The organism is Natrinema pallidum (assembly GCF_005890195.1).
Lineage (GTDB): Archaea > Halobacteriota > Halobacteria > Halobacteriales > Natrialbaceae > Natrinema > Natrinema pallidum.
In genome coordinates, this window is record NZ_CP040637.1 from 300,669 (window position 1) to 322,640 (window position 21,972).

A 21,972-nucleotide genomic window follows, 5' to 3' on the forward strand; every position below is an offset into this window, starting at 1 on the left:
TCAGGATTCCGCTCGCGCGGACCGGCGTTCGGTTGGGCCTCGAGATGCGGGGCCGACCGATCGTCGACCGGGTGGTCGGCGACCGGTTCAGGGCGTCAGCCGCTCGAGCGACCACCACTCGATTCCGTTCGTCCCCTCGGCCCCGTCGGCCACCAGCGCGAACACCATCGTTTTCCGGACGCCGTGGGCGAGCCGCACGTCAAGCGCCAGATCCCGCGGTTCGAAGACGTAGTCGGCCGGATGGACGCGAACGAGCAATTCGGAGTGGCCGAGGTTCTCGACGGATTCCACGTCCGCATAGGTCCGGAAGTCCGCACCGAACTTGTACCCCGTCTTGGGGACCACGCCACGCTCCCGAAGCGCCGTGTAGACGCTCAGCCGCCGGTCGAACCGCTCACCCTCGACCTCGCGGCCGCGCTCGCGGACCGTCCCCGGCTCGAGATCGATCGCACCCCGTTCGGCGAGGTAGGCCGCCTCGAGCAGGGAGCACTGTAGCGTCGGCTCGTCGTACTCCCGGCCCTCGAGCGGCTGGCCGTAGAACGTTCGCTCGTAGAGGCCGAGCGGCGGCTCCCAGACCACGACCCGGTCGGCGAGCAGGTCGGCCGCACAGCCCTCCGGCAGCGACGCGTCGGCGTCCGACGTACCGGTCGGGTCACGACTGTCGACCTCGAAGTAGGTTATCTCGCTCTCCTCGTCGACGACGGCCAGCACGCCTTCCCGGAGTTCGGCGGCGGGAATATCCGTTCGCTCGCCGATGATCCGCAAGGCGTAGGCGATTTCGCCGTCACCGGGTCCCTTCCCTCGCGGGAACACCGCGAAATCGGCTTCGCCGCCGGGCGGATCGGACACCCACGGCTCCGACGCGGGGGAAAGATAGAAGCCGCGCGATCGCAGGTCCGCGTAGACGAGAAACCGAACGCCGAAATCGTCGCCGGGCTCGCGGGCGATGAACGCTCTGAATCCGAGTCGGTCGCCGCTCGCGGTATTCACGACCGTCTCGAGGTCCCCCCGATAGAGCAGGTGGGCCGCTTCCACGGGTGCAAGCGCGATTTCGTTCCCCTCGAGCGGATAGCCGTATCCCCGCGAGTCGTGATATCGCTGGCGTGCGTCGCCGCCGACGCGGACGACTCCGTCGTCCACGTCGAACCGTCCCTCGAGTGACATAGCCGGGGTTTGGCCGGCCGACACTAAGTGGCTGCGGATCGATCGCCCGGGGACCGCGTCACTATATCGCAGTGTGCTGTCGTACGGGTGCCTGCCGCCGTTGCGTTCGGCCATGTCGTTCAGTCGTTGGCGACGGCGTCGTCCGCGAGCGGGGTCTCGAGGGCACGGTCGCAGGTCGCGTCGAGACATCGGATACCGCTGGCGGTCTCGAAGGTCGGGAGTCCGCAGGCGCACTCGCCGTCGACGACGCCAGCGGGGACGGCGAAGCCGGTGTCGCAGTCGGGGTAGTGCTCGCAGCCGGCGATGAGTCCGCCGCGCCGGAGGATGCGGAGGTCGCCGTCGCAGTCCGCTTTCGGACACGCCCACTCGCGGTCGAACGCTTTTTTGACCGCCGCGTCGAGGGATTCACACCCTCGGTCGAGGCAGACGTTGAACGCGAGACCGCGCTCGACGCGCATCTTGGGCAGGCCACAGTCACAATCACAGTGCTCGTCGCGGACCGTCGCGTCCGCCGGCACGCCGTAGCGGTCGCCGCAGCCGACGCAGTGGACGCCGCTCGAGCGCACCAACGCCGCGCCGCAGTCGGGACACTTCCCGACGGGCGTTCCGGCCGCCGAAACCGGATAGTGGGCGAACCCGTCCCGCTCGTGGGCGGCGATCCGCAGCGTCTGGGTCCCCTTCTTCGCGACGAGGGAAAAGCCGTCCCGACGGTCGCTCGAGACGCTGTCGGCGCGGGTCAACCAGGCGACGGGCTGATAGCCGTCGATGTCGTGGACGAGGACGGTGTTGTCCGGTTTGACGATCGTCGTCACTCGGCCGCGGTACTCCTCCCGGTCGGCATCCTCGGCGATGACGGTACAGTCACCCGCGAGCACGCGGATCGCATCGTCGATCATAGGGTGGGTGGCCGCGGTTTCGTACTTAAACTCGCGGACGGCGCGCTCCGCTCCGAGCGGGATGGTCGCTGCGATCAGTCGAGACAGACGTACGTTCGCATCGCCCCGATGTCCTCGAGCGGTCGGACGACGGTCGTCATCGTCTCGAGCAAGTCGCGCTGGTCGTCGCCCGTCAACTCGACTAGGACGTCGAAATCACCCGTGATGACGTGAGCCTCGACGACGCCATCGGCGTCGCGTAGGCGGTGACACACCTCGCCGGCGGTGCCGGTCGCGACATCGATCGCTATGAACGCGCGGGTCATTCCGTCGACCTACGGCACCGAGGATCAAAAACGGACGTGGCGTGGCCGCTATCGCTCAGTTCCCGTTCGTCTCGTTGTCGGTACGCGGAGGTCGGTCGTCTCGGGGTTCGGCGGGACCGGCCTCCGGACGCTCGGAATCGTGTGCGGTCCCGGCCGAGCCGCCGACATCGTCGCCGGCGATCGAGCGGGCGACCGCCGCGGTTTCGGGTCCGCCGAGATCGCCGGCTCGTTCCCGGAGCGTTCGAATCGCCTCCTCGTCGAGACCGTGTGCCGCGAGCGCTTCGGGGGGTAACTCGGCTGCGGCGGTCTCAGCCGTTGCGGCCCGCCGCTCGAGGCTCCGCAGTTCGGCGACGACCGTCGCGACGGCGGCGCGATAGCGTCCCTCGCTGATCGCGCCGGTTTCGCGGGACTCGTTGAGGTCCGCAAGCTCGTCTTCGAGGGCCGTCATGCGGGCGTCGGTCTCGTTGACGCCCGCGGCGATGACGGCGGCTTTCGTCCGGTTCGACTCGGCGTTTGCGATGCTGGTCTCGAATGCTCGCTCCGAGACGTCGCCCTCGAGTGCGGCGTTCTGGACGCCGACGGCGGCGGCGAATCGCTCGCCCGGTCTGATCGACTCGGTGCCCGCGTCGGCGTCGGGTTCCGCTTGTGGTTCGCCGCTCGAGACGACGCTCGCCGCGGCGAGCGGGACTGCGACGGTCGCAACGACGAGGAGCGCTGCCAGCGTGATCGACGTGGTTCGATTCATTGGTGAGTGATCGGGTCGCTTGCCGAAGGTGACGGGAGACGGTGACTTGGGTTCATCGACGGTTGCCCCCATTCAACGCCGTTTTCGATCCGTTGCCGTCGGTCGATTTCGTCGATTTGGCCGGCTCCGATTCCGCCGGCGCGGTCGAGCCGCCGGGCGGTCGATGCTGAGTCATGTGTTCCCCTCACTGCTGCCTTCCGATTGCTCGTCGTCGGCTTCGGGAAGCGAAAGGACGTTCTCGCGACCGAGACGGAACGACTCGAGTCGCCCGTCCTCCCGGAGACCGCTGACGACCTTGCTGGTCTTCGCGTCGGTCCAGCCGAGTTCCTCGACGACTGCCTGTTGTTTCATCCGGCCGCCCCGTTCCGCTATGAGTCGGCGGACCTGCTCTTCGTTGCTGAGAAGGTCCGTATCGGGCGCGTCGGCCGTGCCCGTACTCGTCGACCCGTCGTCCGTCGCCGCCGTCGGTGCGGTCCCCGAACCGCCGGTCGGGACGGGTTCGGAATCGGAATCCGACTCGCGACCGTCGCCTCCGCCGGTCGTCCCCGCCGTCGCCGACCCGCGAGTCCGGTACCACCACGCGCCGGCGACGGCCAACCCACCGAGAATGACTGCAGCGGTCGCCATCGCGGCCGTGCTCGGGCCGGCTCCCCCGTCGGTGACGACGATCTGTGGCTCCCCGGAGACGAAGTCGGTCCCGCCGCCGCGCCAGATCACGGCCCGGTCGCGCTCGTCGTCCGGCTCGGGCGTGACCGACGTCCGCTCGTAGCCCTTCGGCCATGTGAGCAGTAGCCGCGTCCCGTCGTCGAGGTAAAGCCCCTCGACCGCGTCGCCCGCGCGGAGGTCGTCGCCCTCGACGGCCGCGAATCCCTCCCAGCGGAAGGTGTACCGGACGACGCCGTACTCGCGTGCGAGCGACTGCCGCGCGGTCGTCACGTCGAACCCGTCGGCGGTCATCTCGCGGCCCGTCGCGGTACTCGCCGTCGCGACCGTCTCGTTCATCCGATCGGCAAACGACTGGGTGTGGTTTTCGGGATCGTTTCGAATCTCTTCTTGCAGGGATTCGAACGCCGTTGTGCTCTCCTCGTCGTCGAGCCGAACCCAGAACTCGAGGGTCCACTCTGCGGTCCCGTTCGGCCGGAGCGCGACATCCATTCGGACCTCGTCCGCGTCGATCCGGTCTTGCTGGACTGCGAACGGACTCGACTGGCGCTGCCCGGCGCTCGCGGCTCCGGTGACGGCGACGACGGGCCCCGTTGCGACGAGAAGGACCGCGACGACCACGGCCATCGCGTCGGCGCGAACGTTCATACGAGTCGGTACTTGCCACCTCTGTTAAAACATGCGGAAGTCCTAGAACCGGCCCGAATGGCACGTTTCCGACACGTAAATGCCGCTCCCCCTCCTGGGATAGTCAGATATCTGCCACTACCGCCGGTGGCCGTTCCGGGCGTCTCACCGCTTCCGATGAGGGGCCGAACCGCCCCGCCGACCGCCTCGACGATACGATCGACGACCTCGGTTACGTGCCGGGAACCCCGAACGCGCCGACGCCGAGACGGAACACGACGTTGAGCACGAAGAGGATGCCGAGGGCGGCGAACCAGGCGATAACGCCGATCGCCGCGGCCGTCCCCCAGCCGCCGGGATATCGCCAGTTGATAACCCAGACCCAGGCGATCAGCGCGAGTATCGGGCCGAGCAGCGGTATCCACGAGGTCAGCGCCCACGCGACTGCGCCGAGGAGTGCCGTCACGACCGCGTGCGAATAGTCGTCGACACCGGCGATGAGCCGCGCGCTGGCGAAGATCGCCAGTCCGCCGATGAGCAGTGCAACCAGGAAGGCAACGAACGGTCCGATGACGGAGACCATAGAACCTGCTTCTACGGCTGGCCAATTATAATGATGCCGTCCGCTATTGCCGGTCCGAGATCGACACGAACGGTACCGCTCGAGCCCCGTACCCGCAATCGGGGTCCCTGTCGGCGCGGCGCTGATCGGAACCAACGACAGCAACTGGCCGTCCGGAACCGCCAGTGGGGGTGGGTGCGGGTGTGAACGTGGTGGCGGAAGTGCGTCAGCTGGGAACTGGACGGCGGCCCGGCAGTTCGACTGCGGTAGTCGAAGCGAACGCCAGCCGGGACGTGGTTCAGGCACCCGGCACGCCGAGCGCCGAGACCGAGCCGATCCCGATCAGTTCGAGGGCCGCGAGGACGACCACTGCGGCCGCCCATGTCGCGACGCCGACGCCGGCAGCCCGGAGCCAGCCGAGCCGATACCGTCGCTTGACGATGGCGACCCAGGTGACGAGCGCCACCGCGCCGCCGATCAGCGGTATCGGCTCGAGGAGGGCCCAGGCCAGCGCACCGAGCAACGCGGTCACCACCGCGTGGGCGTAGTCCCGCCCGTCGGCGAGGACGTGCGTGCCGGCGTGGAGGGCGACGCCGCCGACAAGCAGGCTGACGGCGACGGTCAGCACCCGATCTTCCAGGCCGAGCGACGCTGGTGGTGTGACCGGTGGCATAGATATGGGGTCCTCGACGGGTTACTCGTCGCTCTCGGTCGGCTCGATTCGGTCGTCGCCGGACTGTTCGCTCTCGGTGTCGGGCTGCCCGGCCTCGTCGGACTGTTCGTCTCCGTCGACGTTCGCGTCATCCGTTTCGGTCCCGTCGTCAGCGTCGCCGTCGTCGGCAGCGCTATCAGCAGCCTCGCTGTTCTCGGTTGCGGTCTCGTCGTCGGCCGGCGTCACGCTGCTGATCGCATCGCCGAGCGAGCCGTCGAGGCCACCGCTCAGGAACGTCGAAACCCGGTCGTGGATCGCGGAGACGTGATCGGGCACCTGCTCGGGGAGGTCACCGCTCGGCCCCTGTCCGGTGCTGGCATCCGCACCGCTGTCGGCCGCCGCTCCGTTCTCACGGTGCTCCGCGTTGCCGTTCGCGCGGTCGTTCGCTTGCTGGTCCGCCGCGTCCTCCGCACTCGAGTCCACGGAAACGGGCGCGTTTCCGGGTGCTGCAGCGGCGAAACCGGTCGCCGCGATCAGTACTGCGCAGGTGACTGCGATGAGCGTCGTTCGTTTCATACTGCATCCGATTCTCGGTGGATCGATCGACTTGAAGGGGGGTCGCCGTGAACCGGATTTTCGAGCGTTTGACGCCATTTGAAACACGTTTCCGTCGGTTTGTGGCCCGTTCAACGCCGATCGAGCGGGGTTACCACGACGATAGTGAGTGACTCGGTGATGGGGTGACCGATACCAGTGCACCGAGACGGCGACGGAGTCGCGCGCGCTCGACGGCGAGGCGTCGCTCACCGACTCGAGCGCTCTTGCGGCTCGCCGCCCGGTCGCGTCCCGCCGTAGAACGGTTGCCAATCCACACCCTTTTTACACGCTCACGAGAATCACAGAAGGAATCGATGGAAAAAGCGTTGTGGTACCTCATCGCCGGCACACGTGGCGGCGAAAACCGGGCACGAATCATCCGTGCACTCGAGGTCAAACCCCGCAACGCGAACCAGCTGGCCGAGGAACTCGAGGTAGATTATAACACCGTACGGCATCACCTCGAGCTGCTCGAGCGCGAGTTCGACGCGGCGATCGCTGCGGCGGTCGAGACGGAGATGGAACACGAACGGCGCGGCGAGGTCGTCCGCTGACAGCCGCGCCGGTGCCGACAAAACGGCTATACGGGCCGATCGAATAGCTGGCCGTACATGACTGCTGTCTTGTTCGATATGGACGGTGTGCTGGTCGACAGCGAGGACTACTGGGTCGAGTTCCAGCGCGAGGAGATTCTCCCGGCCACCGTCCCCGACGAAGCCGTCGCCGTCGCCGAAACGAGCGGGATGAACTTCCGCGAGATCTACGACTACCTCGACGACGAGTACGGCGCGGCCATCTCCCGAGCGGCGTTCGTCCAGCGGTTCACCGGGGCCGCCGAGGAGATCTATACCGAGCGTGCCGCCCTGCTCGACGGCCTCCACGATCTCCTCGCCGAACTCGACGACCGCGGCGTTCCGACCGCGCTCGTCTCCTCGTCGCCCCACGATTGGATCGACATGGTCACGGCGCGCTTCGATCTCGAGACCGCGTTCGACCACGTGATCAGCGCCGACGACATCGACGCGGCGAGCAAGCCCGCGCCCGACATCTTCGAGTACGCCGCCGCCGAGATAGGCGTCCCGGCCGCGGACTGCGTCGTCGTCGAAGATTCCGAGAACGGGATCGAGGCGGCCGCTCGAGCGGGAACAGTCGTGATCGCGTATCGGATCGACGCTCACGGCGACATCGATCGGTCGCCCGCCGACGAGGTCGTGGCCTCGCCGGCGGCGCTTCGGGAGTGTACGCTGACCGTGGCGGAGCGACTGTAGCGGTCTTCCAGCCGTTCCGCGAGGATTCGTGGTGCTCGGTCACGGCTGCTCGGGGCTCACTCGACCGAGACCGTTCGTGTCTCGGCGTGGGGGACCAGCGGGACCTCGGGGAACGCCACGCTGACGGTGAACTCGAGTTCGTCGGCATCGGCACCGAAGACGCCGACCGGGATGCGCTCCTCGTCGCGCAGGTAGGTGCTCGTGCTCGTCATCTCGACGCCGTTGACCGTAACTCGAATGCCGGCGCGGCCGGGTTCGCCGACGTTTCGGACCGTCACTTCACGGACGTCGTTCTCGCCGGTCGCGACGGTTTCGGGGAACTGTCCCCACTCGATCTCGAGCGCGGGCAGCGACTGGGCTCCCTCGTAGACGCGTTCGGCGATGCCTTCGGAGAGGCCGGCATCGACGAGTTCCTCGACGCCCGCGTCGACGACATCGCCAGGGGTCGACAGTCCTTCCGTCGCGAGTTTGCTCGCGCGACCCGACGCGACGCCGTCGATGGCGGTCAGGCCGACCGCGTCCTCGGCGACGCCGTTCTCGATGCGGGCCTCGATCCGGCGTGCGAGGTTCGCGGCGTGTGGTCCGACGAACCGATCGAGGAAGGCTCCGAGCGCCGAGACCAGTCGCGTCGCGTTGCGGCGGATGACCCACGCGTCACTGCGGAGTTCCGACGGCGTCGTTCCGCTCGCCGCACTGCGGAGGATCGCGAGCACCTTCCGCTGGCCGGCTTCGAGGTCGTCGGTGTCCTCGCCGACGAGGACCGCGCTGATCGCGTCGCGTTCGTCCTGCCGGGCCGAGACCGAATCGAACTCGGCGGCGGTCGCGACCGCCTCGAGAACGTCGCCGGTCGTCAACTCGTCGCCCCCGTCGGCATCGCCGCCGACGCGGTCACACAGCGCCGCGAAGCGGGCCGCCGTATCGAGTCGGAGGTAGTACTTCGAGGTCAACACGCCCCGCGGCGTGGCCTCGATCGAGAGTTCCTCGCCGGTCTCGACGAACCCGCGTTCGACCAGTCCCTCGAGACAGTCCCGAACCCGCTGTCGCAGGTTCGGGAAGTCGTAGTCGTCGGGTCTGGACTGGCCGCGGACGTAGTAAAAGGTCGTCTCGAGCCAGTCCATGACGTCCTCGAGATCGGTGATCGTTCCCATCGCGATTTCGGCGTTGAGATGGGTCTCGAGGCTCTCCGCGAGTCGCGATTCGATCTCCTTGCCGTCGCGGAGCAGTCGCCGGTACTTGTCGGCCTCGGCCGAATCCGAGATCACCCAGCCGTAGCCGACGTCGTCGTACCCCGGGCGGCCGGCGCGGCCGAGCATCTGGAGCACGTCCAGGGGACTCATATCGACTTCGCCCTCGAGCGGGTCGTGATGTTTCGTGTCCCGGATCACCACACAGCGGGCGGGCAGGTTGACGCCCCAGGCGAGCGTCGAGGTCGAAAAGAGTAGTTCGATGTGGCCCTCCTTGAACCACTCCTCGACGAGGTCGCGGTCGTTCTTCGAGAGCCCCGCGTGGTGGAAGGCGACGCCGTCGAGCACCGACTTACGGAGCGTGGCGTCGTCGAGGTCCTTCGAGTCGGTATGGAAATCGTAGTCGCCGCGAGCACCCATCGGGATGTCGCGCTCCGCGATCTCGTCTCGAGCCTTCTTGGCGGCCTGGACGGTATCCTGCCGCGAGGAGACGAAGACCAGCGCCTGTCCGTCCTCCCGGAGGTGTGGCTCCGCGAGGTCCAGCGCCCGGTAGAGACGACGGTACTTGTCCGCAAAGGAGTTGTCGCCGTGGGTGTAGGTCTTGACGCCGGCGTTGAGTTCGACCGGCCGGTACTCCTCGCCGAACTCGAAGGTCGTCTCCTCGGGCGCATCGAGCCAGGCCGCCACGTCGTCGATGTTCGGCATCGTCGCCGAGAGCGCGACGATCCGGGGCTCACAGAGCCGACGCAGGCGGGAAATGGTCACCTCGAGCACCGACCCCCGTCGATCGGCGTCGAGCAGATGGACTTCGTCGATCACGCAGACATCGATGTCGGTGACGAAGTCGTACCGTCGCGAATCGTGTTTGCGGGTCGCCGAGTCGAGTTTCTCGGGGGTCATCACGAGGATGTCCGCGCGTCGCGCGCGACGGGGGTTGAGATCGCGCTCGCCGGTGACGACGTAGACCGAGTAGTCCAGGTCTTCGAACCGGTCCCAGTCGTCTTCCTTCTCGTTGGTCAGCGCTCGCATCGGGGCGATAAACAGCGCCGTGCCGCCGTCGGCGAGCGCCTTACAGATCGCCAGTTCCGCGAGCGCCGTCTTCCCCGAGGCCGTGGGCGCGCTCGCGACCACGTTCTCCTCGGACTCGAGCAGTGCGGGCAGTGCCTCGCGTTGCATCCGGTTGAACTCCTCGAAGGCAAACGCGTCGGCGAACTCGGGGAGAACCTCGGCGACCTCCATCACACGGAAACGGGGGGTGCCGGGTCAAAGGCGTTTCCTTCGAGTCGTCGCTACTGTGCGTTGACGACGGCGGCGATCGCAGCGCCCGTGGTGGCGAAGACGAGCGGATACAACACGCCGCCGAGCACGATCGCGGGGACGAGTGCCGGCGCGATCGAACTGGTGGCCTCGATACCGAAGACGGACGCTTCCGCGGTGGATTCGGCGACGATCGCACCGAGGCCGATGACCGCGGCGTAGCCGATCGTGACCGGCGCACCGGCGATGACGGCATCGCCGAGGTCGGTAACGGACCACCGCACGGCCAGCAACGCGCCGACCGCGAGCAACACGAGCGGCGGAACGACGTACAGGAGATCGGCACCCGATTCGGCGATGAGATCGAGGACCTGCGTGCCGCTGAACGAGCCGACCTGACTACTGGCCTCGATGTCGACCATGTGGGCCTCGTAGAAGTACCACGCGACGCCCTTCCACCGGGCGACGTCCTCACCGAAGAGTTCACGGACGTCACTCCCGACTAACAGGTACGTCACGAGATAGCCGATCGCGGCCGCGAAGACACCGAGCCCCGCACTCGCCGCGACGCTCGAGCCGCGCGAGATCGGTCCCTCGTCGGACGGTGTCGGTTTTGGAGACATTGTATACTCGCAGGAAGTCAGTTGGTCTAATGGGTCTTGTGGTCCCCCACATGTGGCCGCTCCCGGACCGGATCAGCGGGTGGCGTGAGTCGACGCTCCCGCCCGTCCCCGTTAGACGGCCGACCCGTCGGTCGTGACGGTCTCGAGTTGGTCGCTGAGTCGGCTGCTGGCCCGGTCGGGCTTGGGGACGCGTTCGAAGACGAGTTCCGGATCCCCCGAGCCGGCGGTGTAGACGGTTAGATCGCCGTAGCCTAGCAGGCGACCGAGTCCGGACTGGCGCAGGCTGATGTTCTGGACGCGCTCGAGGCGAAACTGGGTGACGTCCCGCGAGACGATTCCCCGCTTTGTGTAGAGTTCGGCGGAGGTGATGACGTAGCGGGTGTTCGTCCAGACGAGATAGCGGGCGAACGCGAGCACCGTACCGGTGACCGTCACGAGGACGCCGATGATCGTCAAGAGGCCGACGCCGTCGGCCCCGCTCCAGCCGATGACGAGGAAGCCGGCGAGCGCGAGCGCGACCCCGACCGGCAGCGTCGACCCCATCGCGACCGGGTGTGGACGGCTCTCCCAGACGATATCCTCGTCGTCGCTGATGTGGAACCAGTCGGGTGTCGAGCCGAAGGCCATCGGGCCCGCCTATTCCACACCCGTCCGTAAAGCTATCGGGGAACGGAGCGATTAATCGCGGTACGATCGAACGCGTTGATCGGCGAAATCGCGAACGCCGCGGCTTCGGCGACCACCACGGTTTTTCACTGCCCGACCCCATGATGGGGTATGAGTCGCGCGCGCAAGCCCGACTGGCTGAAAAGTCGGCCACCGTCGGGGCAGGAGTTCGCCGGCATCCGAGAGACACTGCGGGAGCACGACCTCCACACCGTCTGTGAGGAGGCCAACTGTCCGAACCTGGGCGAGTGCTGGTCGGGCCGATCGGGACCCGACGGAGACGACAGCCGCGGCGGCACGGCTACCTTCATGTTGATGGGTGATCGCTGCTCTCGAGCCTGCAACTTCTGTGACGTCCAGACGGGCGGCATGGAGGCGCTCGACCCCGACGAACCGGAAAACGTCGCCGATGCCGTCGCCGAGATCGGCCTCGACTACGTCGTCCTCACGAGCGTCGACCGCGACGACCTCCCGGATCAGGGCGCGGGCCACTTCGCCGAGACGATCCGCGAGATCAAAGCCCGTCATCCCGGCATCCTCGTCGAGGTCCTGATTCCGGACTTTCAGGGCGAGCCGGAACTCGTCCGGAAGATCATCGACGCCGAACCCGACGTGATCGCCCACAACGTCGAGACCGTCGAGCGCCTGCAGTTCCCGGTCCGAGACCGGCGTGCGGGCTACGAGCAGTCCCTGTCGGTGCTCGAGCAGGTCGAGCGGGAAAGCGACATTTACACCAAGACCTCGGTCATGCTCGGTCACGGCGAGTACGATCACGAGGTCTACCAGACCTTGGCGGACCTGCGCGAGCGCGGCGTCGACATCGTTACCCTGGGCCAGTATCTGCGCCCCTCGCGGGATCACCTCGAGGTCCGGCGCTACGACCATCCGGACAAGTACGAGACGTGGCGTCGCGTCGCCGAGGAGGAGTTAGGCTTCCTGTACTGTGCCAGCGGTCCGATGGTGCGGTCGTCGTACAAGGCCGGCGAACTGTTCGTCGATGCCGTTTTGCGGGAGGGCAAGAGCGTCGCAGCGGCGAGAGCCGACGCGCGCCGAACGGAGCCCCGACAGACCGAGTCCTGAGCGGCCGGCCCGCGTGATCGCCGAGTCGCGCGTGCGACCGAACTGTGGGTTCGTCCAGTCTCAGCCGGTAACTGAGTGTGGGATTGGACGAATAAAAACAAATAGGCTGTTCGGCTCATCTCTGTCCATACTTGTCCGCCGTCGTACGACGGTTTTCGAGCGGATGGCAAGAATATCACTGATAGTAAACTATTTGGGAAACTCCTTTACCCTGAGCGATACTCACACTGAGTATGTACAGGTGGGTCTTCCCGTGAGTACGTTACAGCGCGATCCGCAGGAACGAGTACAGATCCTTGACGACGCCGGCCGCGTCCGAGAGGGTGCCGAGGTACCCGACCTCTCCGAGGACCAACTCGTCGAGATGTACGAACAGATGCGACTCGTCCGTCGCTTCGACGAACGAGCCGTCAGCCTCCAGCGACAGGGGCGGATGGGGACGTATCCGCCACTATCGGGGCAGGAAGGCGCACAGATCGGCAGTGCCCATGCCCTGGCCGACGACGATTGGGTCTTCCCCAGTTACCGCGAACACGGTGTCGGGCTGGTCCGGGGGCTGTCCTTGGAGCGCACCTTGCTCTACTGGATGGGCCACGAGCAAGGCAACTACATCCCCGAGGACGTCAACATGTTTTCGGTCGCCGTTCCTATCGCGACCCAGATTCCGCACGCGACCGGCGCGGCCTGGGCCTCGAAACTGCGAGACGAAGAGAAGGCGTTCATCTGTTACTTCGGCGACGGAGCTACCTCGGAAGGGGACTTCCACGAGGGCCTGAACTTCGCCGGCGTCTTCGACACGCCGAACGTCTTCTTCTGTAATAACAACCAGTGGGCGATCTCGGTCCCCCGCGAGCGCCAGACGGCCAGCGCCACGCTGGCCCAGAAGGCCACCGCCTACGGCTTCGAGGGCGTGCAGGTCGACGGCATGGACCCGCTCGCTGTGTACAAGGTCACCAAGGAAGCCGTCGAGAAGGCCAAAAACCCCGGCGCGGACGAACTGCGGCCGACGCTGATCGAGGCGGTCCAGTACCGATTCGGGGCACACACCACGGCCGACGACCCGTCGGTCTACCGCACCGACGAGGAGGTCGAACGGTGGAAGCAGAAGGACCCCATCCCGCGTCTCGAGACGTATCTCCGATCGACCGGCATCCTCGACGACGAGCGAGTCGACACGATCGAGTCGCGGATCGAGGAGGCAGTCGCCGACGCCATCGACGCCGCGGAGTCGGTCGAACGGCCCGACCCCGAGGAGATCTTCGCGCACGTGTACGAGGGGATGCCTCGACGGCTACAACGACAACTCGAGTACTTCGAGTCGGTTCGCGAGAAGCACGGCGACGACGTGCTCTTGGAGTGATATCATGGCAGCAGAATCAGAGAACCTTACGCTGGTACAGGCGGTACGGGACGGATTACACACCGAAATGGAACGTGACGACGATGTCGTCGTCATGGGGGAGGACGTCGGCAAGAACGGCGGCGTCTTCCGCGCGACCGAGGGGCTCCACGACGAGTTCGGGGACAACCGGGTCGTCGACACACCGCTTGCGGAGTCGGGGATCATCGGGACGGCCATCGGGATGGCCGCCTACGGGATGCGACCGGTTCCCGAGATCCAGTTCCTGGGATTCATCTACCCCGGCTTCGACCAGATCGTTTCGCACGCGGCGCGCCTGCGGACGCGCTCGCGCGGGCAGTACACGTGTCCGATGGTCATCCGTGCCCCCTACGGCGGCGGGATTCGCGCGCCGGAACACCACTCCGAGTCGAGCGAAGCGATGTTCGCCCACCAGCCCGGGCTCAAGGTCGTCATCCCGTCGACTCCATACGACACCAAGGGGCTGTTGACCAGCGCGATCCGCAGTCCGGATCCGGTGGTCTTCCTCGAGCCGAAACTCATCTACCGGGCATTCCGCGAAGAGGTGCCGACGGAATCGTACGAGGTCCCGATCGGCGAAGCGGCCGTCCGTCGCGAGGGGACCGATATCTCGGTCTACACCTGGGGCGCGATGACCCGGCCGACGCTCGAGGCCGCCGAGAGCCTCGCCGACGAGGGGATCGACGCCGAGGTCGTCGACCTCCGAACGGTGTCGCCCCTCGACGAGGAGACGATCGTGGAATCCTTCGAGAAGACCGGCCGCGCGGCGGTCGTCCACGAAGCCCCGAAGACGGGCGGACTGGGGGCGGAAATCGCCGCAACCCTGCAGGAGGAGGCGCTCCTGTATCAGGAAGCGCCGGTCGAGCGCATCACGGGCTTTGACACGCCGTTCCCGCTGTACGCGCTCGAGGACTACTACCTGCCCGAACCGGCGCGCATCGAAGACGGCATTCGAGACGCGGTGGAGTTCTAACATGGTCAGGGAGTTCGAATTACCGGACGTCGGCGAAGGAGTTGCGGAGGGCGAACTGGTCTCGTGGCTGGTCGCGGAAGGCGACGCGGTCTCGGAGGACAAACCGGTTGCGGAGGTCGAGACTGACAAAGCGCTCGTGGAGGTCCCCGCACCGGTCGACGGCACCGTCCGCGAGTTACACGTCGAGGAGGGTGACATCGTCCCGGTCGGGACGGTGATCATCTCGTTCGATGTCGAGGGCGAGGACTCGAGTCCGACGGAAGCGGGCGGCGACGCCACGAGCGAGGGCGACGTGGCCGAAGCGCCCACTGAACCGGACCGAGCGGAGACGGGCGACCCCGGCGCGACCGGGGCCGACACCGAGTCGGTCGCACCGCCCGACGATCGTGTCTTCGCGCCCCCGCGCGTTCGCCGCATGGCTCGTGAGCAGGGGATCGACCTCTCGACGATCCAGGGGAGCGGCCCCGGCGGACGGATCACTGCGGCCGACGTGCAGGCAGCAACGGGCGGCGGGGCCGTCGACGACCCGGCGCAGGACCAGTCACGGACGCCCGCGTCGGCGTCCGGCGGGGCGACATCCGGACCGGCTGACTCGAGCGACGCGAGTGCAAGTGCCGATACCGCCGCGGGAGCGTCCACGGACCGGGCGACCGCGGCCTCGAGCCCCCAGCACTCGGAGACGCCGGCACGGACCGAGTCGGCGGACCGCGACACGACCCTCGCCGCACCCGCGACCCGTCGGCTCGCCGCGGAGGAGGACGTCGACATCGACGCCGTTCCGGCGACGGAGGAGCGCGACGGCGAGGCGTTCGTCACCCCCGAAGCGGTCCGGGAGTACGCCGACCGCCAGCGCCAGGCGCAGGAAGCCGATGCCGAGGCGGTCGCCGCCGGCGAGCCGGTCGGAACGACGGGTGCCGGCTTTGCCGAGGGCGAACGCGAACGCCGCGAGTCGTTCCGGGGCGTCCGCAAACGGATCGCCGATGCGATGGTCGAGTCGAAGTACAGTGCCCCGCACGTCACCCACCACGACGAGGTCGACGTCACCGAACTCGTCGCGGCCCGGTCGGATCTCAAACCGCGCGCCGAGGAGCGCGGGATTCGGCTGACCTACATGCCGTTCATCATGAAAGCCGTCATCGCGGCGCTAAAAGAACACCCCGAGATGAACGCGGTCATCGACGAGGAAAACGAGGAGATCGTCTACCGCGATTATTACAACATCGGGGTCGCGACCGCGACCGACGTCGGGCTGATGGTGCCGGTCGTCGACGACGCCGACCGGAAGGGGCTTCTCCAACTCTCCTCGGAGATGAACGAACTCGTGCAAAAAGCCCGTGATCGAACGATCGGGCCCGACGAACTTCGCGGGTCGACGTTTACGATCACCAACATCGGCGGTATCGGCGGCGAGTACGCCACGCCGATTCTCAACTATCCCGAAGCGGGAATCCTCGCAGTCGGCGAGATCAAGCGCAAGCCCCGCGTCGTCACCGACGAGACCGGGGCCGAATCGATCGAACCCCGTTCGGTGATGACCCTGTCGCTGTCGTTCGACCACCGCCTCATCGACGGTGCCGTCGGCGCACAGTTCACGAACACGGTCATGGAATACCTCGAGAACCCGAGCCTCCTCCTGCTCGAGTAACGCGAGGACCACGCGCCCGACGGTCCCTTCGCGGGGACCGTGAGGGTCTCGCCGATCGACGCTATTCGTCCGGGACGATCTCGACGAGTACTTCGAGCGAGTCCGCCGCCTCACACACCCGGTCTTGAGCTTCGGCCAACTCGAGGACGGAGTCGTCGGCTTCGAGAGCCGCCTGGAGTTCGGAGACGGACTCGAGGTACCGCTCGAGGCTCCCTTCGGTCGTCGCACCCTCGAGATCGTCGCCGAGTGCGATGAGATGCTCGAGGACCTGTTGCAAGTGGTGCCGGTAGGCCTCCTCGTTTTCACAGATGCGCTCGCCGTCAGCACGCGAGATCGCCGCGATCTCGCGAGCGAGTCGTCCCCCTTCGCTCGTCTGTTGTTCGATCCGACCGGCCAACGCGTCGAAGAACCGCGCCCGGTCCTTGAGCGTCTTGCGCATGATATACCGGGTCAGCGCCGTCTGGTCCCGCTTGAGCCCGCCCAGTTCCGTCTCGAGGGCGTCGAGTCGATCGGTGATTGCCCCGATATCGTCCGGGATATCGGGTGGTTCCCGTTCGATCGGCGTCCGGTGTGGATTATCGGTGTCCGTAATGTGATCGATGATCGCCTCGAAGAGCAACTCGTGATCGTAGACGAACTCCCGCGGGGCCGAATCGTCCACTTCCGTCCAGACACCGTCGGGCGTCCGTTCGAAGGAGCCGAGGAACACCGCCGTGTCCGCGTCGGACGGGATCGACGACCGATGCTCGTCGTGATACCGTTGCAGAAGCCGTTCTCGTACCGTCTCCGCGTCCGTATCCGTTTCGACGGACGGAACGTCGACGTCGCGGAACCGACTCCCATCATCGGTCGCCTCTTGATACGCGAGCTCGAAGACCTCGACGATACGGTTCGATGTCGATTCCGCGTCGACGGCATCGTCCGTGTTCGGGACGGGAACGGTTTCCATCGAGACTTCGTCGTACTGAATCGAGAGCGAAATCTCCTCCGACGACGGACGAGGCAGCGATTTCGTCGTCACCTGCTCGACGACGATCGGCCGACCGCGTCCGTCCAGTGCTAACCCCGGTTCGATCGTCACCTCGAGCCCGTCGTCGGTTTCATTGATTGTTCGTACCGCGAGTCCGTGGACGATCCCGCTGCCGACCACGAACCTGGCGAGCGTATGCAGTCGCTCGGCGTGGTACTCTTGGTCCGATTCCATATCGCGGGGCGTCATCAGCTTTCCGCTGAAGAACCGATTCTTCCGGAACTGCGATAGACCGCCCCTCTCCCCGTCGCTGTGGTCCGGATCCTGGGCCATGGCGTAGTGAGTGTTGTTTATTGCGCCGGTATTCCATTTAATTATGTCTATTTAGCGAGGTCGGGTACCGAGTGAGCGTCGGTGAGACTGCGATCGGCTGCTAATCGTGGCCCGAATTCGGCTCGTTTTCCTCATGCGGAATTACACTATTTCGACGTTATGAAGGGCATAAAACCCGGCAATTTAGATTTCTATATGACAGTACCAATCTAGAAAATCGAATAATATTTTGCGTCGTCTCCGATCACGGAGTTATCCGATGGATAAGTTTTATACTATCTGATTGTAAATACAGGACTGCTACCCGGGCAACTGGAGGAGCGAAATAAATGCCAGAATACCTATCACCAGGCGTATACGTCGAAGAGGTCGACAGCGGAACCAAATCCGTCGAAGGAGTCAGCACTAGCACTGCCGGCTTCCTCGGTGAAACGGAACGGGGTCCCGTCGAACCGAAGCTCGTAACGAGTTTTTCCGAATTCAAACGAACGTTTGGCTCGAGTCCGCAGTCCTCTGATCTGGACGTTGCCGTGGACGGATTCTTCAAAAACGGCGGAAGCCGCTGTTACGTCGGTCGCGTCACAGCCGCCGAGCCGACTGATGTCGCGACGACGACCCTCGTCGACGAGGATCGAACCGACGTCATCTCCGTCGAGGCAACCGGACCGGGCGCGTGGGGATGCTCCATCGCCGCCATCGTCGAGGACGGGCCGCTCTACGAGGAGGGAGAGAACGAGTATTTCAAACTGACGCTGCGATACTGGTCGTGCGATATCGAGGAGGTCAGCAAGCCGGCGTCCGATCAACCCGACCCGGCTCCCGACATCGAAGAAGTCTACGAGGACATGTCGGCGGATCCCGAATCCAGCCAGTTCTACGAGAAACAGATTCCGGGGTCCGTCCTCGTGGATCTCGAACAGCTGGATGCCGGACGACCCGCCGAGGGGCTCTCCTGGCTGTCGCGCGAGGTCCCCGACGAGTACTCCGACGGCGGCCTGATTCAACTCGACGCCGAATCCGAGACCGCCGCCTACGTTCCGGAGGAGCTCGACGACCGGGAGTACAGCGAACTGCAGGGAATCGCCAAACCGTTCGATATCGACGCCACGCAGTCTCGAGAGGACCTTCTGGAGGACCTCGAAAAGGTCCAGTCCGGCGAGAAGGAAGTCGAGGTCGATGTCGTCTCGGACCTGTCGTCGAAGCCCCGGAGCGAGGACGTCTCCCTCAGCGATTACGAGGGAATCAACAAGCCCGGGATGCGAACGGGCCTTGCGGCATTCAGGGAACTCGACGGCGTCTCCCTGATGTGTGTCCCCGACCACAACGATATCGAGGGGCTGACCGAATCACTCGTCGCCCACTGTGAGAACATGGGTGAGCGGTTCGCGATCCTGCAGGCACCGCAGAACGCGGGATCGATTTCGGATATCGAGACGCCCGTCGACTCCTCGTACGCCGCCTACTACTATCCGTGGATCGAGACGAAGGATCCGTTCACCAACCGGAAGAAGCTCGTGCCGCCGGGCGGCCATATCACCGGTATCTTCGCTCGAAGCGACGCGGAACACGGTGTTCACAAGGCACCGGCGAACGAAGTCGTGCGCGGCATTCTCGGCGTCCAGCACAACATCACGAAGGGCGAACAGGACGTCCTCAACCCGAAGGGAGTCAACTGTATCCGAAGCTTCCAGGGTCGGGGTATCCGACTGTGGGGCGCACGGACCACCTCCAGCGATCCGTCCTGGAAGTACGTGAACGTGCGACGACTGTTCCTCTACATCGAACAGTCGATCGACGAAGGGACCCAGTGGGCGGTTTTCGAACCGAACGACGAGGATCTGTGGGCCCGCGTACGCCAGTCGGCTGAGAACTTCCTGACGACGGTGTGGCGGGACGGCGGTCTCCAGGGGAGCACCGCCGACGAGGCGTTCTACGTCAAGTGCGGTGAGGAGACGATGACGCAGGACGACATCGACAACGGACGACTCATCGTCGAGATCGGTGTCGCACCGGTCAAACCGGCCGAGTTCGTCGTCTTCAGAATCAGCCAGGACACCGGCGAATAACGCCGCCTACACCGTATCTGACGATCAACCAATCTTTACGCAATCACTACGATAATGCCAGACTCACACGGACCACTCAGACAAACCGAATTCAAAGTCGAACTCGACGGCGTCGGCATTCCCGGATTCGTCGAGATCGAACTGCCAGCGATGCGAACCGAGCAAGTCGAATACCGCGAAGGAAACGATCCAACGCACAATCGAAAGCTCTGGGGGGATACACAGTACGACGACCTCATCCTCGTTCGTGGTGCAAACGAGAAAAACGAAGAGCTCTACAACTGGCGCAAATCCGTCGACCAGGGGAAGATGGACGACGGCGGTCGGAAGAACATCGCCGTCATCATCATGAACGAGGTCGGCGACTCGGTGCTTCGCTTCGAGTTCACGAAGGCGTGGATCAAGGAGTACCGCCCGCCGACGCTCAACTCCCACGGCGGCGGCGGTCAGGGCAACCTCGCTACCGAGGAGTACGTCGTCACCTTCGACGAGATGGAACGGAAGAACGTATGACACGACTGTCGGATTCGTCTCCGGAGGCGTTCACCGTTCCCCGTCATCGGTTCGACGATAACTGGCGCGTCGACGACGAGGGCGTCCTTCACACCGGTGCTGCCGCCCCGTTCGCCGACCGCGTCGTCGTCGCTTGTGACAGCGGAGGCCATCGACAATGACCGGTGGCACGCTCCAGACCGAGTTCGAGTTCACCCTTCCACAGGGCTACGTCGATGACGAGGGAACGCTCCACAAGGAGGGGCGAATGCGACTCGCCACGGCAGCCGACGAGATCAAGCCGCTGCAAAACCCTCGCGTCCAATCGAACTCCTCGTATCTGACCATCGTCTTGCTTTCGCGGGTCGTCACCGAACTCGGCGACCTCGAGACGATCGATGCGAGCGTCATCGAGGAGTTGTTCGTTACGGACCTCGAGTACCTGCAGGCGTTGTACGAACGGATCAACAACCAGGGAATAAACGCCGTCGAGACGGCCTGTCCCGAGTGCGGTGAGCCGTTCGAAATCAACGCGGAAAACGGGTCTCACGTGACGACCGACGGAGCGGCCGGCGGTATGGAGTCCGCCGGCGTCGATACCGGTCCCGTCAGTACTGGGGGTGACCTCGGCGGGGTCGGGGCGGCCGAATCGCCCGGGTTCGAGGCCGCCGACATGCGGACGACAGGCGCGGAATCGCCCGAAAGTGAGGAGTCCGACCCGGGAAATCCAGCGGAATAGTCCGGCTGTACGAACCGGACCGCCTCTACGAGGAGGTCGCGTTCGTGGCCTACCATTTCGGATGGAGCCACGACGAGGTGTTGAACATGCCTCACTGGGAACGGCAGCGCTGGTGTACGGAGATCAGCGGGATCAACGATCGAATGAACGACTCGCAGTCCGATCGGTCCCGTGGCCGGCGCCGCGGTCGCGACCGGGGGCGTGACGATGCCGGCGGTGGTATCGTACTCCGAAATCCGCCGGATTCCGAGTAACCGCGGCATCTGACCCTCAGATGCCGTTATAACCGCAGTATTGAGACGATGGCACCATACACAACGGAAGACGATCCCTACGCACAGTACAACTTCGAGGTCGAGGTAGACGGCGAAACAGTCGCCGGGTTCACCGAGGTCGCCGGGATAACGATGGAGTTAGAAACCGTCCAGTACCGCGAGGGCGGCGTCAACGATCACGTGCACCAGTTACCCGGCCAGTTCGCGCACGCGAACCTCGTCCTCCAACGGGGATTGACGACGAATACGGCTTTCTGGGACTGGATCCAGACGGTCATGAGCGGGACGATCTCTCGAAAGAACATCGTCGTCAAAGTGAAAGACGGGTTTCAAGGGCAGAGTCAGTGGGGATGGGAGTTCGCGAACGCGTATCCGACGAAATGGTCGGGCCCGGATCTGGCGAGCAACGAACGCGGAATGGCGATCGAATCCATCGAGTTGGCATACGAGCAGTTCTCGAAGATGTCGGGAATGCCGGAATGACCTTCGCGACCACGAGCGGGCGGTAACCGTGGATCGAACCCGACATTCGGTGAGCGATCCGCACGGATCAAACCGCTGTATCACGTGCTCGTAGCGACCACCCGGATGTCGCCCGATCGATTTCGAGCGACGACCGGTCGGTACTGCTCTCGGCTCCCGGCTCTCGTTTCCCACGACTACCCTTACGTTTTAATAGGATCTAACAAACATCATCCAACAAATATGCATAAGAGAATGGAAACGAAATCGACCGAGCGGATAACGTACAGTCCGGTCTCGGACGGCCGACAGTCGGCCGTTCCCGACCGAAAACGGGTGACCCGGTA

Annotated in this window: 24 protein-coding genes; 12 read left to right on the plus strand and 12 right to left on the minus strand. The window is 65.2% G+C overall.

Annotated features, from left to right (window positions below):
* Positions 1–87: 87 nt before the first annotated feature.
* The 8 genes from endA to FGF80_RS01430 form a co-directional block, all read right to left on the minus strand.
* Positions 88–1,164: a tRNA-intron lyase gene (gene endA / locus FGF80_RS01395; protein WP_006185218.1), complete on the minus strand. Its 1,077-nt coding sequence runs from the start codon at positions 1,162–1,164 to the stop codon at positions 88–90.
* A gap of 119 nt (positions 1,165–1,283) precedes the next feature.
* A complete protein-coding gene (locus FGF80_RS01400; protein ID WP_138651805.1) occupies positions 1,284–2,060 on the minus strand; it encodes a DUF91 domain-containing protein in 777 nt (258 codons plus the stop codon).
* 74 nt (positions 2,061–2,134) lie between these two features.
* Positions 2,135–2,365 carry an Lrp/AsnC ligand binding domain-containing protein gene (locus FGF80_RS01405; RefSeq protein ID WP_006185220.1) on the minus strand — a complete coding sequence of 77 codons (231 nt, stop codon included), beginning with the start codon at positions 2,363–2,365 and terminating at the stop codon, positions 2,135–2,137.
* 55 nt (positions 2,366–2,420) lie between these two features.
* Positions 2,421–3,110 carry a hypothetical protein gene (locus FGF80_RS01410; RefSeq protein ID WP_138651807.1) on the minus strand — a complete coding sequence of 230 codons (690 nt, stop codon included), beginning with the start codon at positions 3,108–3,110 and terminating at the stop codon, positions 2,421–2,423.
* A gap of 171 nt (positions 3,111–3,281) precedes the next feature.
* Positions 3,282–4,421, minus strand: a complete 1,140-nt coding sequence (locus FGF80_RS01415) for a DUF7345 domain-containing protein (protein ID WP_138651809.1) — start codon at positions 4,419–4,421, stop codon at positions 3,282–3,284.
* A gap of 211 nt (positions 4,422–4,632) precedes the next feature.
* Positions 4,633–4,983: a hypothetical protein gene (locus tag FGF80_RS01420; RefSeq protein ID WP_138651811.1), complete on the minus strand. Its 351-nt coding sequence runs from the start codon at positions 4,981–4,983 to the stop codon at positions 4,633–4,635.
* A gap of 277 nt (positions 4,984–5,260) precedes the next feature.
* Entirely contained in the window at positions 5,261–5,635 is a 375-nt protein-coding gene (locus FGF80_RS01425) for a hypothetical protein (RefSeq protein ID WP_138651813.1), read from the minus strand.
* A gap of 21 nt (positions 5,636–5,656) precedes the next feature.
* Positions 5,657–6,190: a hypothetical protein gene (locus FGF80_RS01430; RefSeq protein WP_138651815.1), complete on the minus strand. Its 534-nt coding sequence runs from the start codon at positions 6,188–6,190 to the stop codon at positions 5,657–5,659.
* Positions 6,191–6,525: 335 nt separating this feature from the next.
* Here FGF80_RS01430 and FGF80_RS01435 point away from each other — a divergent pair, with 335 nt between their 5' ends.
* Positions 6,526–6,765, plus strand: coding sequence for a winged helix-turn-helix domain-containing protein (locus FGF80_RS01435; protein WP_138651817.1), 240 nt, complete (start codon positions 6,526–6,528; stop codon positions 6,763–6,765).
* A gap of 57 nt (positions 6,766–6,822) precedes the next feature.
* On the plus strand, positions 6,823–7,479 hold the full coding sequence (locus FGF80_RS01440; RefSeq protein ID WP_138651819.1) for an HAD family hydrolase: 657 nt from the start codon (positions 6,823–6,825) through the stop codon (positions 7,477–7,479).
* A gap of 56 nt (positions 7,480–7,535) precedes the next feature.
* On the opposite strand, the gene FGF80_RS01445 is transcribed toward FGF80_RS01440, so the two are convergent.
* The 3 genes from FGF80_RS01445 to FGF80_RS01455 form a co-directional block, all read right to left on the minus strand.
* Positions 7,536–9,902: a DEAD/DEAH box helicase gene (locus tag FGF80_RS01445; RefSeq protein ID WP_138651821.1), complete on the minus strand. Its 2,367-nt coding sequence runs from the start codon at positions 9,900–9,902 to the stop codon at positions 7,536–7,538.
* 50 nt (positions 9,903–9,952) lie between these two features.
* Positions 9,953–10,543, minus strand: coding sequence for a hypothetical protein (locus FGF80_RS01450; protein ID WP_138651823.1), 591 nt, complete (start codon positions 10,541–10,543; stop codon positions 9,953–9,955).
* A gap of 111 nt (positions 10,544–10,654) precedes the next feature.
* Positions 10,655–11,170 (minus strand): PH domain-containing protein, encoded by a 516-nt coding sequence (locus FGF80_RS01455; protein WP_006185236.1) that lies wholly within the window; start codon positions 11,168–11,170, stop codon positions 10,655–10,657.
* 150 nt (positions 11,171–11,320) lie between these two features.
* Between FGF80_RS01455 and lipA the strand changes: the two genes are divergently transcribed.
* From lipA to FGF80_RS01475, 4 genes are all read left to right on the plus strand, one after another.
* A complete protein-coding gene (gene lipA / locus FGF80_RS01460) occupies positions 11,321–12,289 on the plus strand; it encodes a lipoyl synthase (protein ID WP_006185237.1) in 969 nt (322 codons plus the stop codon).
* Positions 12,290–12,542: 253 nt separating this feature from the next.
* A complete protein-coding gene (gene pdhA, locus FGF80_RS01465) occupies positions 12,543–13,649 on the plus strand; it encodes a pyruvate dehydrogenase (acetyl-transferring) E1 component subunit alpha (RefSeq protein WP_006185238.1) in 1,107 nt (368 codons plus the stop codon).
* Between the two features lie 4 nt (positions 13,650–13,653).
* A complete protein-coding gene (locus FGF80_RS01470; protein ID WP_049908022.1) occupies positions 13,654–14,643 on the plus strand; it encodes an alpha-ketoacid dehydrogenase subunit beta in 990 nt (329 codons plus the stop codon).
* Position 14,644: 1 nt separating this feature from the next.
* Entirely contained in the window at positions 14,645–16,288 is a 1,644-nt protein-coding gene (locus FGF80_RS01475; protein WP_138651825.1) for a 2-oxo acid dehydrogenase subunit E2, read from the plus strand.
* Positions 16,289–16,349: 61 nt separating this feature from the next.
* On the opposite strand, the gene FGF80_RS01480 is transcribed toward FGF80_RS01475, so the two are convergent.
* Entirely contained in the window at positions 16,350–17,591 is a 1,242-nt protein-coding gene (locus FGF80_RS01480) for a hypothetical protein (protein ID WP_006185241.1), read from the minus strand.
* A gap of 329 nt (positions 17,592–17,920) precedes the next feature.
* On the opposite strand from FGF80_RS01480, the gene FGF80_RS01485 reads away from it, so the two are divergent.
* The 6 genes from FGF80_RS01485 to FGF80_RS01505 are packed head-to-tail and all read left to right on the plus strand — an operon-like array spanning position 17,921 to position 21,646.
* Positions 17,921–19,657 (plus strand): phage tail sheath subtilisin-like domain-containing protein, encoded by a 1,737-nt coding sequence (locus tag FGF80_RS01485; RefSeq protein WP_138651827.1) that lies wholly within the window; start codon positions 17,921–17,923, stop codon positions 19,655–19,657.
* 54 nt (positions 19,658–19,711) lie between these two features.
* Positions 19,712–20,170: a phage tail protein gene (locus FGF80_RS01490; protein ID WP_138651829.1), complete on the plus strand. Its 459-nt coding sequence runs from the start codon at positions 19,712–19,714 to the stop codon at positions 20,168–20,170.
* A complete protein-coding gene (locus FGF80_RS18960) occupies positions 20,167–20,331 on the plus strand; it encodes a hypothetical protein (RefSeq protein ID WP_175416964.1) in 165 nt (54 codons plus the stop codon). The genes FGF80_RS01490 and FGF80_RS18960 overlap by 4 nt, the downstream gene beginning before the upstream one ends.
* Positions 20,328–20,888 (plus strand): hypothetical protein, encoded by a 561-nt coding sequence (locus FGF80_RS01495; RefSeq protein ID WP_138651831.1) that lies wholly within the window; start codon positions 20,328–20,330, stop codon positions 20,886–20,888. The genes FGF80_RS18960 and FGF80_RS01495 overlap by 4 nt, the downstream gene beginning before the upstream one ends.
* On the plus strand, positions 20,885–21,142 hold the full coding sequence (locus tag FGF80_RS19475) for a DUF6760 family protein (RefSeq protein ID WP_169316577.1): 258 nt from the start codon (positions 20,885–20,887) through the stop codon (positions 21,140–21,142). The genes FGF80_RS01495 and FGF80_RS19475 overlap by 4 nt, the downstream gene beginning before the upstream one ends.
* A gap of 48 nt (positions 21,143–21,190) precedes the next feature.
* Complete coding sequence (locus FGF80_RS01505) at positions 21,191–21,646, plus strand: phage tail protein (protein ID WP_006187156.1); 456 nt, start codon at positions 21,191–21,193, stop codon at positions 21,644–21,646.
* Positions 21,647–21,972: the final 326 nt, after the last annotated feature.

What these genes read in the sequence shown, in the direction of transcription:
- FGF80_RS01480 (WP_006185241.1), bottom strand. Translation starts at nt 17,591, where the DNA reads ATGGCCCAGGATCCGGACCACAGCGACGGGGAGAGGGGCGGTCTATCG.
- FGF80_RS01490 (WP_138651829.1), top strand. Translation starts at nt 19,712, where the DNA reads ATGCCAGACTCACACGGACCACTCAGACAAACCGAATTCAAAGTCGAA.
- FGF80_RS01430 (WP_138651815.1), bottom strand. Translation starts at nt 6,190, where the DNA reads ATGAAACGAACGACGCTCATCGCAGTCACCTGCGCAGTACTGATCGCG.
- FGF80_RS01425 (WP_138651813.1), bottom strand. Translation starts at nt 5,635, where the DNA reads ATGCCACCGGTCACACCACCAGCGTCGCTCGGCCTGGAAGATCGGGTG.
- FGF80_RS01410 (WP_138651807.1), bottom strand. Translation starts at nt 3,110, where the DNA reads ATGAATCGAACCACGTCGATCACGCTGGCAGCGCTCCTCGTCGTTGCG.
- FGF80_RS01485 (WP_138651827.1), top strand. Translation starts at nt 17,921, where the DNA reads ATGCCAGAATACCTATCACCAGGCGTATACGTCGAAGAGGTCGACAGC.
- FGF80_RS01475 (WP_138651825.1), top strand. Translation starts at nt 14,645, where the DNA reads ATGGTCAGGGAGTTCGAATTACCGGACGTCGGCGAAGGAGTTGCGGAG.
- FGF80_RS01405 (WP_006185220.1), bottom strand. Translation starts at nt 2,365, where the DNA reads ATGACCCGCGCGTTCATAGCGATCGATGTCGCGACCGGCACCGCCGGC.
- FGF80_RS01435 (WP_138651817.1), top strand. Translation starts at nt 6,526, where the DNA reads ATGGAAAAAGCGTTGTGGTACCTCATCGCCGGCACACGTGGCGGCGAA.
- FGF80_RS01415 (WP_138651809.1), bottom strand. Translation starts at nt 4,421, where the DNA reads ATGAACGTTCGCGCCGACGCGATGGCCGTGGTCGTCGCGGTCCTTCTC.
- endA (WP_006185218.1), bottom strand. Translation starts at nt 1,164, where the DNA reads ATGTCACTCGAGGGACGGTTCGACGTGGACGACGGAGTCGTCCGCGTC.
- FGF80_RS01470 (WP_049908022.1), top strand. Translation starts at nt 13,654, where the DNA reads ATGGCAGCAGAATCAGAGAACCTTACGCTGGTACAGGCGGTACGGGAC.
- FGF80_RS18960 (WP_175416964.1), top strand. Translation starts at nt 20,167, where the DNA reads ATGACACGACTGTCGGATTCGTCTCCGGAGGCGTTCACCGTTCCCCGT.
- FGF80_RS01445 (WP_138651821.1), bottom strand. Translation starts at nt 9,902, where the DNA reads ATGGAGGTCGCCGAGGTTCTCCCCGAGTTCGCCGACGCGTTTGCCTTC.
- FGF80_RS01455 (WP_006185236.1), bottom strand. Translation starts at nt 11,170, where the DNA reads ATGGCCTTCGGCTCGACACCCGACTGGTTCCACATCAGCGACGACGAG.
- FGF80_RS01400 (WP_138651805.1), bottom strand. Translation starts at nt 2,060, where the DNA reads ATGATCGACGATGCGATCCGCGTGCTCGCGGGTGACTGTACCGTCATC.
- FGF80_RS01420 (WP_138651811.1), bottom strand. Translation starts at nt 4,983, where the DNA reads ATGGTCTCCGTCATCGGACCGTTCGTTGCCTTCCTGGTTGCACTGCTC.
- FGF80_RS01450 (WP_138651823.1), bottom strand. Translation starts at nt 10,543, where the DNA reads ATGTCTCCAAAACCGACACCGTCCGACGAGGGACCGATCTCGCGCGGC.
- lipA (WP_006185237.1), top strand. Translation starts at nt 11,321, where the DNA reads ATGAGTCGCGCGCGCAAGCCCGACTGGCTGAAAAGTCGGCCACCGTCG.
- FGF80_RS01440 (WP_138651819.1), top strand. Translation starts at nt 6,823, where the DNA reads ATGACTGCTGTCTTGTTCGATATGGACGGTGTGCTGGTCGACAGCGAG.
- FGF80_RS01505 (WP_006187156.1), top strand. Translation starts at nt 21,191, where the DNA reads ATGGCACCATACACAACGGAAGACGATCCCTACGCACAGTACAACTTC.
- FGF80_RS01495 (WP_138651831.1), top strand. Translation starts at nt 20,328, where the DNA reads ATGACCGGTGGCACGCTCCAGACCGAGTTCGAGTTCACCCTTCCACAG.